Source organism: Flavobacterium araucananum (genome assembly GCF_002222055.1).
Taxonomy (GTDB): Bacteria; Bacteroidota; Bacteroidia; order Flavobacteriales; family Flavobacteriaceae; genus Flavobacterium; species Flavobacterium araucananum.
Window position 1 is genome coordinate 175,146 of record NZ_MUGS01000004.1, and the last position, 16,353, is coordinate 191,498.

A 16,353-nucleotide genomic window follows, 5' to 3' on the forward strand; every position below is an offset into this window, starting at 1 on the left:
CGTTTTAAAGCTCCAGCGGAGCGATATTTTCATTTTGATAGTAAAGATATGTCACCCCGATGGGACTTGTTGAATCAAAAATCAAAAATCAAAAATCAAAAATCTACAATCAAAAATCTACAATCTACAATTAATAACAATCGGTTAAAACCTGACCATTTTCTTTATATTCTAAAATTGTTTTCATTTTCTTTTCGAGACTTAATTTATCCAGAATTGCTTCTACATCTTTTTGCATTGCAAGTGAGCCGCAAATCAGGATTACGCCGCCTTGTTGCAGCAAATCGATAAAAAAGTTGGCATCGCGTTTTATTAAATCCATTACATAAAAATGTTCTGCTTCGCGCGATAAAGCCAGATGAAAACTATGCAGCTTTTGTTTTGCGATCATTTCTGATGTAAACTTTTTATAGCCCAAAACAGTTTCCGTTTCGATTCTGAATCCGGCATACAAATGCGTTTCCGTTTTTGTTTTGTTTTGTTCGATCATTCCAAGAAAAGGTGCAATACCGGTTCCGTTTGAGATCAGGGCAACTTTAGCAGCTTTTTTAGGAAAATGAAAAGCTTTATTATCAAGGATCCTTGCTTTGATCGTATTTCCCGGTATGAGGCTGTTCAAAAATTCTGAACCCAGACCGTGTGGATGTAATTTGACAACCAATTGTATGTTTCCGGAATGGTTACCAATAGAGTAGAGGCGTTCTCTTGTATCGTTTGCCGGATAGATCGCCAGTAAATCTCCTGAACTGAATCTGGCTCTTAAATTTGCTCTTAGAGTTAGTATAAAAGTTTGTTCGTTTGCAGAAACAAGGGTTTTGTCTAAAACCATTAATTTTTGTAAACCTTTAGGAGCGTGGTTGTATAAGGATGGTGTTGTCGATAATGGAATTCCGGTTTTGGTGCTCCATAATTTTATTGCTTCAACAAATTCTTCTGCAGATTTGTCGTTTACGGTTTGTACGTCTAAGATGCGTTCTGCCCAATTTTGCACTTCTAATTGTTTGTCAATTTCAAAGGCAAAATCGCAAAAATCAGGATATGCCTTCGAACCAAAACCAACTATACTGTACTTGATTTTTTGTTCCTGAGGGTATTTCTTTAAAAGCGATGCAAATTTATTTCCGTTAGAAGGTGCATCTCCCAATCCGTGAGTCGAAGAAAACACGATAATATGTTCTGCTTTTGGGAAAAAAGTAAAACTATTCAGTTCAGCAATAAAAGCTTTTTCTCCGTGCGCAATTAATTGTTTCAGGATTGCGTTGGCAAATCGCAACGTGCTTCCGTTTTCAGAACCCACTAATAAGATAAAAGTACTTTCGTTGGCTTTAAATTTATTTTTTATACGGCTTGATCTTCGTTTTAAGGTTATAGCAAAACCGGAGTAGATAAAAAAGAGAATATTAATACTGGCAAGTGCCAATACAAAAGCCCAGATGGCATTGGTTTTTCCGGTATGAAGATCAAGGCTTAAATCTGATAATTGAACCGTTATTGGTGAATGTTTTTCTGTAACAACAGCTCCCGTGATCTGATTGACTTCGATTTCACGATCGTTTAATTCAATGCTATAATATTCCTCTGGATCATCTGTAAACGGAAATTCTATTTTTTTTACATCGGCCAAAAAGGTAGTTTCAAATATAGAAACTGTTTTGCCTGGTGTCGCTTTTACGATTTCTGTTTTTTCTTTTTGATTTTTCTCTTTACCCATAAAAAAGTTAAACTTTTCTACTGATAAATAGGTTCCGGTAAGGGCGATAATCAAAATTGGGATCAAAGCAAGTCTGCCTAAAACAACATGATAATATTGGGCAAAATATTCTTTGACCACTTTCGAGAAAAAGTTACGAATCCCTCTTTGTCTGTTCAGCACCAGAGCAAAACCTGAAAGGGCAATAAGCAGTAATAAAAAAGAAATAACGCCAACAAAAAAACGTCCTGTTTCATGAAGAAACAACGAACGATGAAAACCTGTAACCCATTGAATAAATTCACTTTTTTTAACCGGTTTGCCTAATTGTTTCCCTGTTTTAGGATTAATATAAGCATGGATGTCGTTGCCATCAGGATCGATAGCCTGCAGGGTTACAAATTGATTGTGGTCGACACTAATTTCTGTAATTTCTGAGTATTGTTTTTTTAATACCGGTAAAATTTCTCCCAGTGTAATTGTATCAAAGTTTTCTACCCGGTACGGAAGTGTTTTTTCCTGCATGGCGTCTACTGCCAGAATGATTCCTGTTGTTGCTGCCAGTATTAAAAACAAAGAAGAAAACAAGGCCAGAGCCAGGTGTGTGTAACGCCAAAAAGAAAGAGTCATGGAGTAATCTATTGAAATGTAATCAAATGTAAAAGTTTTTTTGCGACAGATTAAAAAGATTCGAACTGATTTTTTTCGTACTACAAAAAAAATCTCTTCTTATTTTTTAATTCTAACTAACACTTTGCCAAAGTAACGCAGATTACGCGGATTCGCTAAAGCGAAAACACGGATTAAACGGATTTTATTTTTGATTATTTTTAAATCCGTTTTTTATCCGCGACTTTACTTTTGTAAATCTGTATCATCCGCATCTCTTTATGGACAATTCAAGTTAGCTACTCTTTGTCAAAGTCTCAAAAGAATTTCTTGAAATCTGTGGCAACTTTGTCAAAGTTTGTGTAAAACGATAGTATTAAATCTTGTTTAATCTAACGTATCTGATATAACCTTTTCCTTCTGTTTTATCAGCCAGTCCTTCGGTTGTAAGAGGAATTTCAAGATCGTTTACGTAGTATTTTTGATCTTCAACAGCCGATTCAAATCTTAATTTATATCCTTTATTAATTTTAGAATCATCGATTTCTATGGTTGTTATGCTACGATCGCCACCCGTTACAGATGCTCCTGTTTTTGCACTGATATCAGCCGGTTTAGCGGTTTGAAATTTATTCCATTCCTTCAATGATTTGTACCATTTTTTATCGTCGCCCATTACATAAAGTGTTTTTTCGTACTCGCCGTTAGCGTTAATAAGCGAAACTACGATATAAGCACCTTCTCCCATATAATTTGCCATTTGAAGCATGCATTTGTATTTGCTTGCCTGAGCATTTGCCTGAAAAGAAATAAGACAGATTAGTACCCCTGTTAGCGCTATTTTAAAGATTGATTTCATGTTATAAATTGTGAGTTATGAGTTATGAATTGTAAATTATGAATTATGAAAAAATAGGAATTAAGAGCTTGATTTTAAATGTTTAACTAAGAATTAACCCGTTGTGTGTAATTAATTTTAACACATAGAAACATAGCTTTTGAACCTTTAAAAAAAGCGTTTCACTTATTTAAAATGCACACAGCCTGACTATGTGAATGAAATATATTTCTTTTTGCATTCTTTTTGGCTAAAAAAAATCTATGTTTCTATGTGTTAAATATATTTTTTTTGACCCAAGCAAAGCAAAGAGACGAAGTAATTACACCCAACGGGTAATAACTCCTAATTTATAATTTCTTCAAACTATTTCAGGAATTCGATCGAAACGTTGTTTTTGGTCAGGGATTCATTTTCTTTTGCCAGAGCATAAGCGCTTTCGTCAAACTCTGTGTTGATGTCTTTTTTAGCACCAATTGATACTAAATATTTTAGAATAGAATCGTCCTTGGCAACCATTGCTGCTTTGTGCAACGCGGTCATACCATCTTTGTTTTTTGCATTAATATCGATATTTAAAGCGGTTAATTTTTTTAGCAAAGCCAAATCATTTTTCGCAATTGCAAAATGGTATAAGGTACTTCCGTCTTTTTGAGCAGCAGCGAGATTTAATCCTTTATCCTGAAGTAATTTTGCTTTGGCTTCAAAAGGATTTTGTGTTGCACTGGCTTCACCACGACCTGCTGGTCTGTAAGATTGTACTAAATAAACGCCTAAATTATTACCGTCTTTGTCTTTTACATTAACATCTGCACCTTTGCTCAAAAGGAGCGTTACTGCTTCAGGACTTCCTGATCTTACAGCAAATGTCAAAGCCGATTCTCCTTTTAAATTCTGTAAATTGATGTTTTTAGTTACTGGGATTAATTTTTCTAATGTGGTAATTTCTCTTCCTGCAGCAATAATTAAAGGTGTATTGCCATCAGTATTGACTTTGTTTGCATCAACACCTTTTGATAAGAAATATGTAATTATTTCTGTCTGATTGGGTTTACCTGCCAAAAGATGCAACACATTATCACCGGATTTATTTACAGCAGTTGCTTTTATTTTTACGTCGTCTACTAAATATTTGTAGGTTTCAAGCGGAGTTGTTTCTCTGCGCATTCCTTGCGTAGCAATCAAAAGGGCATTGTCTGTATGTTTTATACCTTTTTCAGTCAGTTTTTTCAGGAGTTCTATATTTCCTGTTCTTGCAGCATAATCAAAAGCAGTATTTCCGTTTTTGTCTGTATCTTTCAGGGACAATCCTTTTGTGATTAAATAATCTGAAAGGGCTAAATTTTTATCAAATGGTACAGCCATAAGCAATAAGTTGGCATCATCAGCATATTTTTTCTTCGGATTTATTCCTGCCTTAAAAAAGGCTTCATATAGTTTAGGATCAACCTGACCGTTTACTGCTGCAAATGCAATAGGAGTCGTACCGTGGCTGTCTTCAAAATTAATATCAGAACCTTTAGAAATTAGGTATTCTACCAGTTCAGTGTTTCCTCTGTACGCTGCCCAGTGCAAATAAATACGATTGTCATGGGTTGATTTGTTTACAGGATTTCCGGGTTGGTCCAGTATGTATTTTATACTTGCCAGAGGAGCATCATTATTAATAGCAATTACGGCAACATCAAAGGCATTTGCATTGGCTTCTGATGGGCTGTTTCCTTTTGCTATTTCTGCTTTAACAGTGGTAACATCCGGAGCTGTTTTCCAAAAAGACTGTTCTAATAAGCTGTTTTTTTGTTGAGCATTAACAAATAAAGTAGCGACTAATGCAAAAGAGATAAAAATATTCTTTTTCATGTTTAGGTATTTATTGTTTTTAAAATTCGTTTAAGGTTGTTTTTAATGTATTAAAAGAGCTTATTGTATCAAAGCTATTTAGAATAATTAAAAATAACGCAAATGTAAAAATTAATATCAGTAAACCAACTTTATTTAGGGAAGAAACTCCAATTTTAATCCATTTTTAAGTTTTAAAATGATTGAATCGAAAATTAGACTATTTTTATTTTATGAAGTAATACCGGGAATTCTGTTTTAAAACTTACCAAACTATTCGATCCTTATTTATCAATCGTTTCAATGATTTTTTTACGATGGTTTAAACCCCAGTTTACCAATGTTTCTGTAACCGGAAGTACAGACTTACCGTATTCTGTAATGGCATAAATTACCGTTGCAGGCTTTGTTTGTTGTGCGGTTCGGGAAACAAGTAAATTAATTTCTAATTCCTTTAATTCTTTACTTAACATCTTGGCAGAAATACCATCGATTTCGCGTTGCATTTTCTTAAAATGAATTACCTGATGCGTTCTGTTGGTCAGGAAACGTAAAATCATTAATTTCCATTTTCCTCCCAAAATATCCAGACTATCACGCATTGCCATCAGTTCTTCTGAACAATTGGCTTCGCGAAGTGTTCCTTTATCATTAATTTTTGCCATAGTAGTTTCTATTCGGTAACCGGTTACCTCGAGTTAACCCATAGCAAAAATAAAGTATTTGCACTATAATTTCGTAGGATAAAAGAAGAAAAATGAAAGCAATCGTTTTACATCAGGATGGCAATTTTAACCTCGAAGAAGTTAGTATACCAAAACCAATAGCACATCAGGTTCAGGTAAAAATTACGGCAGCAGGTTTTAACCCCATAGATTATCAAATGACTCAAAACGCTATGGAGCGCAAATTGTTGCATTCGCCCATATTAGGCAGGGAGTTTTGCGGTGTTGTATCGGCAGTTGGGGAGAAAGTTATTGATTTTAAAATAGGAGATACTGTTTTTTGCGGTTCCGGAAGTATGGGATCGAATGGTACTTATGCTGAATATATTTGTGTTCCCGAAGAAATTCTGGTGCATGCCCCGGACACTATTTCTCCTGAACAGGCAGCTGCCATACCTTCTGTTGGATTAACAGCACTTCAATCTGTTAGCAGGATGAAAGCCAATGCAAAGAATACTATTTTTATAACCGGTGCTGCTGGCGGAGTAGGGAGTATGCTGCTTAAATTGCTGCTGGCAAATGGCAATCATAATCTTATTGTTACAGCCGGAAACGAAACCAGTATTGCTTCATTGCTTGAATTGGGGATAAAACAAGGTCAGATCATCAATTACAAAAAGGAACCCGTTTATGAAACCGCTTTATCCTTAAATAATGAAGAACGTTTTGATTTTGTTGTTGATTTGGTTGGAAATGAAATTGCCGTTACAGCAGCAAAACTTTTAAAAACCAACGGAACTTTTGTTGATGTTACCAATTTTTTGACAGCAGATTCTCGTGAAGTCCTTTTTAGTAATGGAGCAACAATTCTTAATATCTCTAACTATGCCTATGGACTTGAACAGAGATATGATTATTATAAACACGGATTAACACAATTATCGAAACTAGTGCAGGAAAAGTTGATTACACCACCCACTATCGAAATAATAGGTGACTTAGAAGTCGCAACAGTCCTCAAAGCCCACGCTATGCTCCGGGAGAATAAAACCAACGGAAAGAAATTAATCATGCAAATAAACCCACTATGAAAACAGTTTCACGAAGGATAGTTAGAGGTATCATTGGATGCGGGGAAATTAAGTTTTTGAATTTGTAGACAGCTTGGTCAATATTGAAAACTTAAAGCTATCGAAACAGAGTAAAAGATCCGTGTAAATCTGTAAAGCCTGTGTGCCATAAAAAACAATGCTTGTTATAAAAACAAGTGCCCTAGCCCTGATGGGAGCGGTATCCTTTTTGTCTGCCGCGGCGGACAAAAAGATATAGCGTACAGCAGGAAATAGCTCCAAATTATTAAAAAACAGTCTACTATATTGATAGGATAAAAAAAGTTTCGGATTTTTGCATTGAAATTCAAAATTATCTCTTTAAATTTGCCGCAGCAATGAAAAACGATAACCAGAATACCAACTATTATAACAGCAACATGATGTGTTGTGCGACTATGCGATGGTATGAACTGGCTTATATATAAAAATAAAATAATTTATTTCTGAAGCCTTTCATAATCAATTGAAAGGCTTTTTGATTTTAAATTTTACAATTTTAGAAAAGCTAAGTATTTATGTCTGTGGATGTAACAGATTTAACCTGAATTAAAAAAATGATTGAATTAAAAAATGTCACCAAGAATTTTCATCAGAAAAACCGAATTGTTTCGGCCTTATCAGATGTTTCGCTTAAAGTTCCTCCAGGAAAAATATTTGGTGTAATTGGAACTTCGGGAGCTGGAAAAAGTACTTTAATTCGTTGTGTAAACTTGTTAGAAAGACCAACTTCGGGAGAAATTATTGTAGATGGAAAATCACTAATACAATTATCGAATGCGCAGCTGGCGATTGAGAGAAGACAAATAGGAATGATTTTTCAGCATTTTAACCTGCTTTCATCCCGTACTGTTTTCGAGAATGTAGCTTTTCCATTAGAATTAGCAGGAGTTTCAAAAGGAGCGATTCAAACCCGTGTTTTAGAATTGTTGCAATTAGTAGGTTTGGCAGAAAAAGCAAACGACTATCCTGCAAGTCTTTCCGGTGGTCAAAAACAACGTGTTGCTATTGCAAGAACACTTGCCAATAACCCGAAAGTACTTTTGTGCGACGAAGCAACAAGTGCGCTTGATCCGGCAACGACAAGATCGATTTTGAATTTGTTGAAAGATATTAATCGACGCCTAAACATTACGATTTTGTTGATTACGCACCAAATGGAAGTCGTGAAATCGATTTGTGATGAGGTGGCAGTAATCAGCCACGGAAAACTGATCGAGCAGGGAAGCGTAGGAGAAATTTTTGCTGACCCAAAGCATGAATTAACTAAAGAATTTATTGCATCGTCCTTGCATCTTGATATTCCGAGAGTATATCAGGAAAGATTGCAAAAGGAAGATGGCGAAGGTTTAAATCCGTTATTAAGACTTGAAATGACCGGAAAATCAGTAAATGAACCTGTTATTTCTGAAGTTTCGCGCTTGTTTGACACCAATTTCAAAATCGTGAGTGCACAAATGGATCAGGCAGGAGAGGTAAATTTTGGAGTTATGCTGATCGAATTGTCAGGGAAACGCGAAAATTATGAAGCTGCGATCCAATATTTTATTTCTAAACATATTAAAACAGAAGTTATAGGTTATGTCTGATGCTATTATTGACTTATTATTAAAAGGTACCTGGGAAACCATCGTAATGACATTTGTGTCTGGATTTTTTGGTTTTGTATTAGGACTTCCAACCGGTATTTTGCTTTTTCTTACCCGAAAAAATCAAATCCTCGAGCAACCATTTTTAAACAGGACCTTATCGGTTTTGGTAAACGTTTTCCGTTCCATTCCATTCATTATATTAATTGTCTGGATGATTCCGTTTACGCGAGCCTTAGTAGGTACCTCTATCGGGGTAAGTGCAGCGCTGGTTCCTTTAAGTATTGGTGCAGCACCGTTTATTGCCAGACTGGTAGAGAATAGTCTTTTAGGTTTGCCTTCAGGATTAATCGAAGCTGCAAGAGCACTGGGCGCAACACCTTTTCAAATTGTATACAAAGTATTGCTTCCTGAGGCTTTGCCTTCGTTAATAAATGCCGCTTCGATAACACTAATCACACTTGTAGGATATTCTGCAATGGGTGGAGCAGTAGGAGCCGGTGGTTTAGGACAAGTAGGGTATCAATACGGATACATTGGTTATGATGCCGTAACGATGAACTCCGTTTTAGCACTATTGGTGCTTTTGGTATTCATTATTCAGTTTGCCGGTGATGCCTTATCAAAACGATTTGACCACAGATAACGATCCAATTATAAATTATAAATAAAAATACAAGAATGAATACGAAACTAAATTTTTTAAAAACAGTTGGAATTTTAGCCCTGACACTTTCATTGGCGAATTGCGGAAAAAGTAAAAACAACGATCCGCACTACATAAAAGTTGGAGTTGCAACAGGACCGGAATATAAAGTTGCCGAAGCTGCCAAAAAAGTAGCCAAAGACAAATATGGTCTTGAAGTAGAATTAATTTCTTTTAATGATTATGTAATTCCTAACGAAGCTTTAAGTCAGGGAGATATCGATGCAAATGCTTTTCAGCACAAACCATATCTTGACGAACAATCCAAACAACGCGGATATAAATTAGCCATCATTGGGAAAACGTTTATTTACCCAATTGCAGCCTATTCTAAAAAAATCAAAAGCCTTTCTGAATTAAAAAACGAAAGCACGATTATTATCCCAAATGATCCAACAAATGGTGGACGCTCGTTATTGCTTTTAGAAAAAAACGGACTGTTGAAACTTCGTCCAAATGTAGGTTTATTGCCTAAAGTTACTGATATTGTTAGTAATCCTAAAAACCTGAAAATTTTAGAATTAGAAGCTCCTCAATTGCCCAGGGCCCTTGATGATGAAAACGTAACAATTGCCATTATCAATAATACATTTGCTTCTCAGGCAGGACTAATTCCGTCACGTGATGCTTTGTTTGTCGAGGATAAAGATTCTCCTTATGTAAACTTGGTGGTAAGCCGTGAGGACAATAAAAACGAAGAAAAAGTAAAACAGTTTTTACAAGCTTTTCAGTCGGCAGAAGTAGAACAAGCAGCTGTTCGCGAATTTAAAGGCGGAGCAGTAAAAGGCTGGTAATAAAATAATGCAGCATTTCGTTGCAAACAAAAAGCGCTGGATCGGGAGATTTAGCGCTTTTTTTTATTTAAAATCTAAGAGAAATTAATATATTGCCAGTCCATTAGCCCTTACAATGAAACTTGTTCAAAAGATATTGGTACACCTCGTCATCATTTTTGTTGTGGTGCTTCTTCCTGTTCTGGTGTTTACTTTTATGTCAAATCACGGTTATGATGATTTTGCATTTATTGGCGGGATAACCTATTTTATTTATGCTTTTTATCTCGTTTTTAAAATCAAAAACCAAAGAGCAAAAATTATTCTTCTCGGAGTATTGTCTTCTGTAACTATGCTGTCAATTGGGATTTTGCTAATTGATTTTAATGAATTTATCTTTTTGATAGTAGTAGCAATCAACCTTATTTTTCACGCTTTCCTGCTGATTAAAAATCCCAAAACTACCAATGAGGCAGTTTGGAAATCCTATTTAATTAGTTTTGTACTTATTTTAATTCTCTCGCTTTTTAGTCTTTGTTTTTGGTTTCTAATGATGGCGGCAAGCGGAATGCCTTCTAATCATTATTAGTATATTTTCTAAAAAAAGCACTAATTTCTATGTTATTTCTACTTGCAGGATCCGTGTTATTTCTGTTTAGCTTTTATAAAGGCACTTTTTTATAGCTACCCTGTATTTTTGATTAGTAAGAAACATTTTACGAATTGTAAGTTAATTTATTTACAAATCTGACTTTACTCGTTTCCATTTTGAATTTAGCTTTTTTTTAGAGAATAAAAACAGGAATAGTGCCGTTGTAAAACAAAACTATATTATGGGCTTATTTGATTTTATGATAGTGGAAATAGCTATGGATCTGGGAACGGCGAATACTTTAATAATTTATGACGGAAAAATTGTAGTCGATAGTCCGTCGATTGTAGCAAGGGACATTAGAAACGGAAAAATTATCGCCGTAGGTAAAGAGGCGAGTTTAATGCAAGGTAAAACACACGAGAATATCAAGACAATCAGACCGCTTAAAGACGGTGTTATTGCAGATTTTGATGCATCAGAAAAAATGATCAGCTGGTTTATAAATAATATACCGGAAATAAAGAAAAATTTATTCAAACCCGCATTGCGCATGGTTGTATGTATACCCAGTGGTATTACCGAAGTAGAAATGAGAGCCGTAAAAGAATCCTGCGAACGCGTAAACGGGAAAGAAGTATTCCTGATTCATGAACCTATGGCTGCCGCCATTGGGATAGGGTTGGATGTGATGCTGCCCAAAGGAAATATCATAGTAGATATTGGGGGCGGAACTACAGAAATTGCTGTTATCGCCCTTGGAGGGATTATTTGCGATAAATCGATAAAAATTGCCGGAGATGTTTTTACCAGTGATATTTTATTTTATATGCGAACACATCATAATTTATACATTGGTGAAGCCTCCGGAGAGCGCATAAAAATTGAGGTTGGCGCTGCACTCGAAGAACTCGAATATGCGCCTGATGATATCACCGTTCAGGGAAGAGATTTACTTACCGGAAAACCAAAAGAGATCAAGGTCAACTTTAGAGAAATTGCAAGGGCATTAGATAAATCGATACAAAGAATCGAAGATGCTATTATGGTAACCCTGGCATCGACACCTCCGGAACTCGCAGCAGATATTTACAATACAGGATTGTATCTCGCAGGAGGTGGCGCAATGCTACGGGGTCTTGATAAAAGAATTTCACAAAAGACAGATCTGCCGGTCTATATTGCAGATGATCCTTTGAGAGCTGTAGTAAGAGGTACGGGAATCGTCCTGAAAGATATCGCCAGATACAAAAGAGTAGTCATAAAATAACGGTTGTTGTTGTGCTAAAAGCAAAAAGCGCTGAATTGATAAATTCAGCGCTTTTTTAGGTATAATAAGAATTAGTAAGAGACCTTTATTTGTCTTAAAATAAATTATTTTTGAGTAGTTTTCCTGCTTTCAATATTTGGAAGAAAAGAGGTAAAAATACCTATTAAGGGCAAGAAAGCACAAACCTTAAAAACATATTCGATACTGGTTGTATCGGCTAATTTTCCCAGTATGGCAGAACCCAGTCCGCCCATACCAAAGGCCAAACCAAAGAAAAGCCCTGCTATCAAACCTACTTTTCCCGGAACAAGTTCAGTAGCATAAACCAAAATGGCTGAGAAAGCAGACGAGATAATCAAACCAATTAGTACAGATAAAATTCCGGTCCAGAAAAGAGAAGCATAAGGCAATAATAATGTAAAAGGAGCTACACCTAATATAGAAATCCAGATAATATATTTTCTGCCAAAACGATCTCCTAAGACTCCGCCAAATAAAGTTCCCGCCGCTACAGCAGCCAGAAAAACAAAAAGATAAATCTGAGATTCCTGCACAGACAAGTGAAATTTATCAATTAGAAAAAAAGTATAATAATACGTCATACTCGCCATATAAAAGTATTTCGAAAATATAAGTACTAATAAAATACCCAACGAAAAAATGACTTTTTGTTTCGAAAGCGAATGCTGTTTTACTTCAACAATTGCAGTTTTATTTTTAGCTTTAAGATTTAAATGTTCCTGATACCATTTGGAAACAAACGAAAGAATTACGATGCCAATAACAGCAGCAATACAAAACCAGATAATATTTAATTGTCCGTAAGGCACTACAATTATTGCCGCAAGCAAAGGTCCGATAGCACTGCCTGCGTTTCCGCCTAATTGAAAAATAGATTGTGCCAAACCTCTTTTTCCGCCGGATGCCAGGTGTGCAACCCTTGAAGATTCAGGATGAAATATCGAAGATCCGATACCTATTAAACTAACAGCCAGTAAAAGATTTACAAAACTTGAGGCCACTGCTACTGCTGCCAGACCAACCATAGTAAAAACCATTGAAATTGCCAGGGAATATGGGCGGGGCTTTTTATCTGTATAAAAACCAATAAAAGGCTGTAAAATTGAAGCTGTAAGTTGATATGACAAAGTAATTAACCCAATTTGAGTATACGACAAATGAAATTTGTCTTTGATAATAGGATATACAGCAGGAACAACAGCCTGCAACATATCGTTGATAAAGTGTGTAAAGCTAATGGTAAACAAAATAGAAAAAACAGTTTGCTGGACCAATTGCTTCGAGTCAGAACCCGTGCTTGTAAATGTGGTATTTGTTTTCATAGTGTAATAATTAATCAGATCATCTGATGAATTTTGATAAAAAATTAGTAATTAATATGTCCAATAATTTTTGCAACAGTATTCCATGCTTTTTTAGGATCCTGTGCAATAATGTTATCTAAAAGTTGTTCGTGTATGGCATAAGTTTCCTGAAAGATTTTAGTATCAGCATAAAGATGCAAAAAACCGGCTTTTAGATGTATCGAAGCAGATTTGTATAAATCGGCAAGAATTTCATTTTTTGACGCTTCTGCAATAGCGATATGAAATTGTATATCAGCCTCAATGCATTCTTCGATTAAACCTTTGTTTGCCGCTTTTATTCTCTCTGCGAGATGTTGTTTCATTGCAATTATATCTTCTTCGGTTCTGTGAATAGCGGCTTTTTCGGCAATCTTAAGTTCTAATAATTGTCTTACTTCATCTAAATCCTGAACCTTGGCACGCATTAATCTATGATCCATAGGTTCACGCGTACTTCTTACTTCCTGAACAAATGTGCCAACGCCTTGCTGGATTCGTAGTAAGCCTAAATTAGCAAGCAATTTTGTGGCTTCCCTGATAGAAGATCTGCCAACACCAAAACTTTTCATCAGCTCTGCTTCAATTGGCAATTTGTCATTAATCTTATAATGGCCTAAAGAGATTTGCTCCTGTAACTTGGAGGCAACTTCTTCTGCGAGAGATTTTTTATTGATTAATGTCATAATTCTATTATCATATCATCTGATGATTGCAAAAGTATCAAAATATTTTAGGTAATCCCATTTTTTGCCATAAAGTTTTTTAATTACATGGAATCAAAAGATGCAAAATTTACAAAGCTTTATGAGAATTGTAAGTAGTGCTAATTCGTGCAATTTGTGGCTATAAAAACTATCGCAAAGCAAATAAAGTTATCTGTTTTGCGAATCCTGATAAATCTCGGGGTTTTACTCTTTGCGGTTAAAAACAAGTTTTAAAGTAAATTATATAACTTTTCTTATAAATTATATAACTACTTTTATTTTAAATTTAACATTTTTGTTTAGTTCTAAACTTAGAATATTCACAAATTGTAATGAATGTTTAATACATAAAACCCCAAAACTATGAGAAATATTAACCAAATTGCTATTGTTTCGAGTATGCTGATAACCTTATTAAGCTGCTCTAATGATAAAGATGTTGTTACAAATCCCGGTACAGCTACCAATCCGGTAGAGACCAATGCAGCCAATACAGCATATAAACCAGCCTTTGCAGGACAAACCAGAGCTAGTGGCGTACAAACCAATACACCATACGAAGGTGTTGTTCTTGCCACAACCTTAACAAGTCCTTGGGGAATAAAAACTCTTCCGGATGGTAGATTATTGATTACCGAAAAAACAGGAACAATGCGTATTGCCACTACCGCAGGAGTTTTAAGTGCTGCTATAACAGGTATTCCTGCCGTAAATTCTGGCGGGCAAGGAGGTTTATTAGGTTTAACTATTGATCCTGAATTTGCAACTAATCGTATGATTTACTGGGTTTTTGCTGAAGCTTCGACCGGAGGAAACAACACCGCAGTTGCAAAAGGAAAACTAGCCGCTGATGAGAAAACGATCGAAGGTGCAACCGTAATTTACAGAGCAAAACCAGCCAATGCAAGTACGCTTCATTATGGAGGACGTATTCTTTTTGATAAATCTGGTTTTCTGGTAGTAAGTACCGGAGAACGTTCTGTATTAGAGACAAGACCATTGGCACAATCTGTTGCAACAGGTTTGGGAAAAGTCGTTCGAATCACCAAAGACGGGCAACCGGCAACCGGAAATCCAACTTTTACACAAACCGGAGCTTTGCCGGAATTGTATACTATTGGCCACAGAAATCCACAGGGTTTAGCGCTTAATCCTACTACAGGCGAAATATGGCTGGCAGAACATGGACCACGCGGAGGTGACGAAATTAACCGTCTAAAAGCCGGATCTAATTACGGATGGCCTACCATTACGTACGGAATCGAATATAGCGGAGAAAAAATTGGAGCAGGAATCCAGCAACAAGATGGCTTAGAACAACCTGTTTATTATTGGGATCCTGTAGTTTCGCCAAGCGGGATGACGTTCTATACCGGTAATCGTGTTCCGGAATGGCAAAATAATCTTTTTATAGGGGCTTTAAGCGGAATGCATATTGTACGTCTTGCCATAAAAGACAATAAAGTAATTGGAGAAGAAAGACTACTTGCGTCAGAAAATCAACGTTTTAGGGATGTTACCCAAGGAAACGACGGAGCTTTGTACGCTGTTACTGATGGCGGAAGACTTTACAAAATTGACAAAAAATAAAAATCAATTCCTATATATATTCTTTAGATGCTAAAGAATACAAAAAATGGCGCTATACAGTGCCATTTTTTTGTTATCCAAAAAAGTGTTAACTATATTTGATAGCGCTTAAAAAAAACGACAATTGAAAAATAAAATTACAACATACTCGCTCGCACACCACAAGAGTTTGTTTAATGACGTTGATAATAAAAACGATTATTTTTATATTCAGGCGCAAGATCATCCCTATATCAGCGAACCTTACCGGGCAGAAAGTTATGCGATAGAATTTTTAAGAAAAGGCAGTATTGTCATGCAAACCAAACTTAAAAAAGTGGTCATTCATGCTCCGGCAATTCTCACGCTTGGGCCTTCGGTAATTAGAAGTTTTACAAAATACAGCGACGAAATTTTAATTGATATTATCTTTTTCAAACCACAATTTTTTCTACACAATCAAGCCAATGTTTTTTTTCTGTCTCAATATGAATTTTTCGAGAATAGCGAAAAGCATGTATTTAATCTCGAGAAGAAAAATAAAACGAAGTTTGAGCAAATTTTTTCTTTGCTCATACAATCACTCGAGAATAATTCGAACCATCAGCCCGCTATTTTCAGGGCTTATCTCTATATTTTGATATATGAACTTGATTTTATAAAACAAACAATTCCCGACAGTACAACTCAAAATCCATTGTTCGAAAAATTTAAAGAAATTCTTTTTAGAGATTTTTCAAAACAAAGATCCGTGCAATATTATGCAGACAATCTAAATGTTACACGCAAATACCTGTCTGAAGTTATTAAAAATAACAGCGGAAAAACGGCAAGCAACTGGATAGAAGATATCGTAATTCTTGAAGCCAAAGTATTGCTTCAAAATCAAGAACTAACCATCAATCAGATAAGCGATATGCTAAACTTTCAGAATCAATCCGGATTTGGAAGATTCTTTAAAAAATGCGAAGGAATTTCTCCCTTAGAATATCGAAGAAAGAAGGTTTAGTATATTTAAAAGTATACGTAATTA

14 protein-coding genes are annotated in these 16,353 nt (G+C 35.6%); 8 read left to right on the forward strand and 6 right to left on the reverse strand.

Annotation, left to right across the window (positions count from 1 at the left end; translation table 11 throughout):
* Nucleotides 1-130: 130 nt before the first annotated feature.
* From B0A64_RS03280 to B0A64_RS03295, 4 genes are all read right to left on the reverse strand, one after another.
* On the reverse strand, nucleotides 131-2,320 hold the full coding sequence (locus B0A64_RS03280) for a PepSY domain-containing protein (RefSeq protein WP_089478117.1): 2,190 nt from the start codon (nucleotides 2,318-2,320) through the stop codon (nucleotides 131-133).
* A gap of 355 nt (nucleotides 2,321-2,675) precedes the next feature.
* Nucleotides 2,676-3,158 carry a DUF2271 domain-containing protein gene (locus tag B0A64_RS03285; protein ID WP_089478118.1) on the reverse strand — a complete coding sequence of 161 codons (483 nt, stop codon included), beginning with the start codon at nucleotides 3,156-3,158 and terminating at the stop codon, nucleotides 2,676-2,678.
* 345 nt (nucleotides 3,159-3,503) lie between these two features.
* Nucleotides 3,504-4,997, reverse strand: a complete 1,494-nt coding sequence (locus B0A64_RS03290; RefSeq protein WP_089478119.1) for an ankyrin repeat domain-containing protein — start codon at nucleotides 4,995-4,997, stop codon at nucleotides 3,504-3,506.
* A 263-nt stretch (nucleotides 4,998-5,260) separates the two neighbouring features.
* Complete coding sequence (locus B0A64_RS03295) at nucleotides 5,261-5,641, reverse strand: winged helix-turn-helix transcriptional regulator (protein ID WP_089478120.1); 381 nt, start codon at nucleotides 5,639-5,641, stop codon at nucleotides 5,261-5,263.
* Nucleotides 5,642-5,733: 92 nt separating this feature from the next.
* Here B0A64_RS03295 and B0A64_RS03300 point away from each other — a divergent pair, with 92 nt between their 5' ends.
* The 6 genes from B0A64_RS03300 to B0A64_RS03325 all read left to right on the forward strand — a co-directional run bounded on the left by B0A64_RS03300 (nucleotide 5,734) and on the right by B0A64_RS03325 (nucleotide 11,680).
* Nucleotides 5,734-6,732, forward strand: coding sequence for a quinone oxidoreductase family protein (locus B0A64_RS03300; protein WP_089478121.1), 999 nt, complete (start codon nucleotides 5,734-5,736; stop codon nucleotides 6,730-6,732).
* Between the two features lie 575 nt (nucleotides 6,733-7,307).
* Nucleotides 7,308-8,339, forward strand: a complete 1,032-nt coding sequence (metN, locus tag B0A64_RS03305; RefSeq protein ID WP_089478122.1) for a methionine ABC transporter ATP-binding protein MetN — start codon at nucleotides 7,308-7,310, stop codon at nucleotides 8,337-8,339.
* The gene (locus tag B0A64_RS03310) at nucleotides 8,332-8,985 is read left to right on the forward strand and encodes a methionine ABC transporter permease MetI (protein WP_089478123.1); all 654 of its coding nucleotides are present in this window, start codon (nucleotides 8,332-8,334) and stop codon (nucleotides 8,983-8,985) included. Before metN ends, B0A64_RS03310 begins: the two co-directional genes overlap by 8 nt.
* A gap of 35 nt (nucleotides 8,986-9,020) precedes the next feature.
* A complete protein-coding gene (gene metQ, locus B0A64_RS03315; RefSeq protein ID WP_089478124.1) occupies nucleotides 9,021-9,839 on the forward strand; it encodes a methionine ABC transporter substrate-binding lipoprotein MetQ in 819 nt (272 codons plus the stop codon).
* A gap of 115 nt (nucleotides 9,840-9,954) precedes the next feature.
* The gene (locus B0A64_RS03320; protein WP_123875871.1) at nucleotides 9,955-10,407 is read left to right on the forward strand and encodes a hypothetical protein; all 453 of its coding nucleotides are present in this window, start codon (nucleotides 9,955-9,957) and stop codon (nucleotides 10,405-10,407) included.
* 244 nt (nucleotides 10,408-10,651) lie between these two features.
* Complete coding sequence (locus B0A64_RS03325) at nucleotides 10,652-11,680, forward strand: rod shape-determining protein (protein WP_089478126.1); 1,029 nt, start codon at nucleotides 10,652-10,654, stop codon at nucleotides 11,678-11,680.
* A gap of 104 nt (nucleotides 11,681-11,784) precedes the next feature.
* Here the strand turns inward: B0A64_RS03325 and B0A64_RS03330 are convergent, their stop codons facing one another.
* Both B0A64_RS03330 and B0A64_RS03335 read right to left on the reverse strand, forming a co-directional pair.
* Nucleotides 11,785-13,023: an MFS transporter gene (locus B0A64_RS03330; RefSeq protein WP_089478127.1), complete on the reverse strand. Its 1,239-nt coding sequence runs from the start codon at nucleotides 13,021-13,023 to the stop codon at nucleotides 11,785-11,787.
* A gap of 44 nt (nucleotides 13,024-13,067) precedes the next feature.
* Nucleotides 13,068-13,730 carry a FadR/GntR family transcriptional regulator gene (locus B0A64_RS03335; protein ID WP_165769749.1) on the reverse strand — a complete coding sequence of 221 codons (663 nt, stop codon included), beginning with the start codon at nucleotides 13,728-13,730 and terminating at the stop codon, nucleotides 13,068-13,070.
* Between the two features lie 384 nt (nucleotides 13,731-14,114).
* On the opposite strand from B0A64_RS03335, the gene B0A64_RS03340 reads away from it, so the two are divergent.
* Both B0A64_RS03340 and B0A64_RS03345 read left to right on the forward strand, forming a co-directional pair.
* The gene (locus tag B0A64_RS03340) at nucleotides 14,115-15,341 is read left to right on the forward strand and encodes a PQQ-dependent sugar dehydrogenase (RefSeq protein WP_089478129.1); all 1,227 of its coding nucleotides are present in this window, start codon (nucleotides 14,115-14,117) and stop codon (nucleotides 15,339-15,341) included.
* 124 nt (nucleotides 15,342-15,465) lie between these two features.
* Nucleotides 15,466-16,329 (forward strand): AraC family transcriptional regulator, encoded by an 864-nt coding sequence (locus B0A64_RS03345; RefSeq protein ID WP_089478130.1) that lies wholly within the window; start codon nucleotides 15,466-15,468, stop codon nucleotides 16,327-16,329.
* The last annotated feature ends 24 nt before the right edge of the window (nucleotides 16,330-16,353 follow it).

Excerpts from the sequence above, each read along its gene's own strand:
- B0A64_RS03280 (WP_089478117.1), bottom strand. The coding sequence starts at position 2,320 with ATGACTCTTTCTTTTTGGCGTTACACACACCTGGCTCTGGCCTTGTTT.
- B0A64_RS03285 (WP_089478118.1), bottom strand. The coding sequence starts at position 3,158 with ATGAAATCAATCTTTAAAATAGCGCTAACAGGGGTACTAATCTGTCTT.
- B0A64_RS03290 (WP_089478119.1), bottom strand. The coding sequence starts at position 4,997 with ATGAAAAAGAATATTTTTATCTCTTTTGCATTAGTCGCTACTTTATTT.
- B0A64_RS03295 (WP_089478120.1), bottom strand. The coding sequence starts at position 5,641 with ATGGCAAAAATTAATGATAAAGGAACACTTCGCGAAGCCAATTGTTCA.
- B0A64_RS03300 (WP_089478121.1), top strand. The coding sequence starts at position 5,734 with ATGAAAGCAATCGTTTTACATCAGGATGGCAATTTTAACCTCGAAGAA.
- metN (WP_089478122.1), top strand. The coding sequence starts at position 7,308 with ATGATTGAATTAAAAAATGTCACCAAGAATTTTCATCAGAAAAACCGA.
- B0A64_RS03310 (WP_089478123.1), top strand. The coding sequence starts at position 8,332 with ATGTCTGATGCTATTATTGACTTATTATTAAAAGGTACCTGGGAAACC.
- metQ (WP_089478124.1), top strand. The coding sequence starts at position 9,021 with ATGAATACGAAACTAAATTTTTTAAAAACAGTTGGAATTTTAGCCCTG.
- B0A64_RS03320 (WP_123875871.1), top strand. The coding sequence starts at position 9,955 with ATGAAACTTGTTCAAAAGATATTGGTACACCTCGTCATCATTTTTGTT.
- B0A64_RS03325 (WP_089478126.1), top strand. The coding sequence starts at position 10,652 with ATGGGCTTATTTGATTTTATGATAGTGGAAATAGCTATGGATCTGGGA.
- B0A64_RS03330 (WP_089478127.1), bottom strand. The coding sequence starts at position 13,023 with ATGAAAACAAATACCACATTTACAAGCACGGGTTCTGACTCGAAGCAA.
- B0A64_RS03335 (WP_165769749.1), bottom strand. The coding sequence starts at position 13,730 with ATGACATTAATCAATAAAAAATCTCTCGCAGAAGAAGTTGCCTCCAAG.
- B0A64_RS03340 (WP_089478129.1), top strand. The coding sequence starts at position 14,115 with ATGAGAAATATTAACCAAATTGCTATTGTTTCGAGTATGCTGATAACC.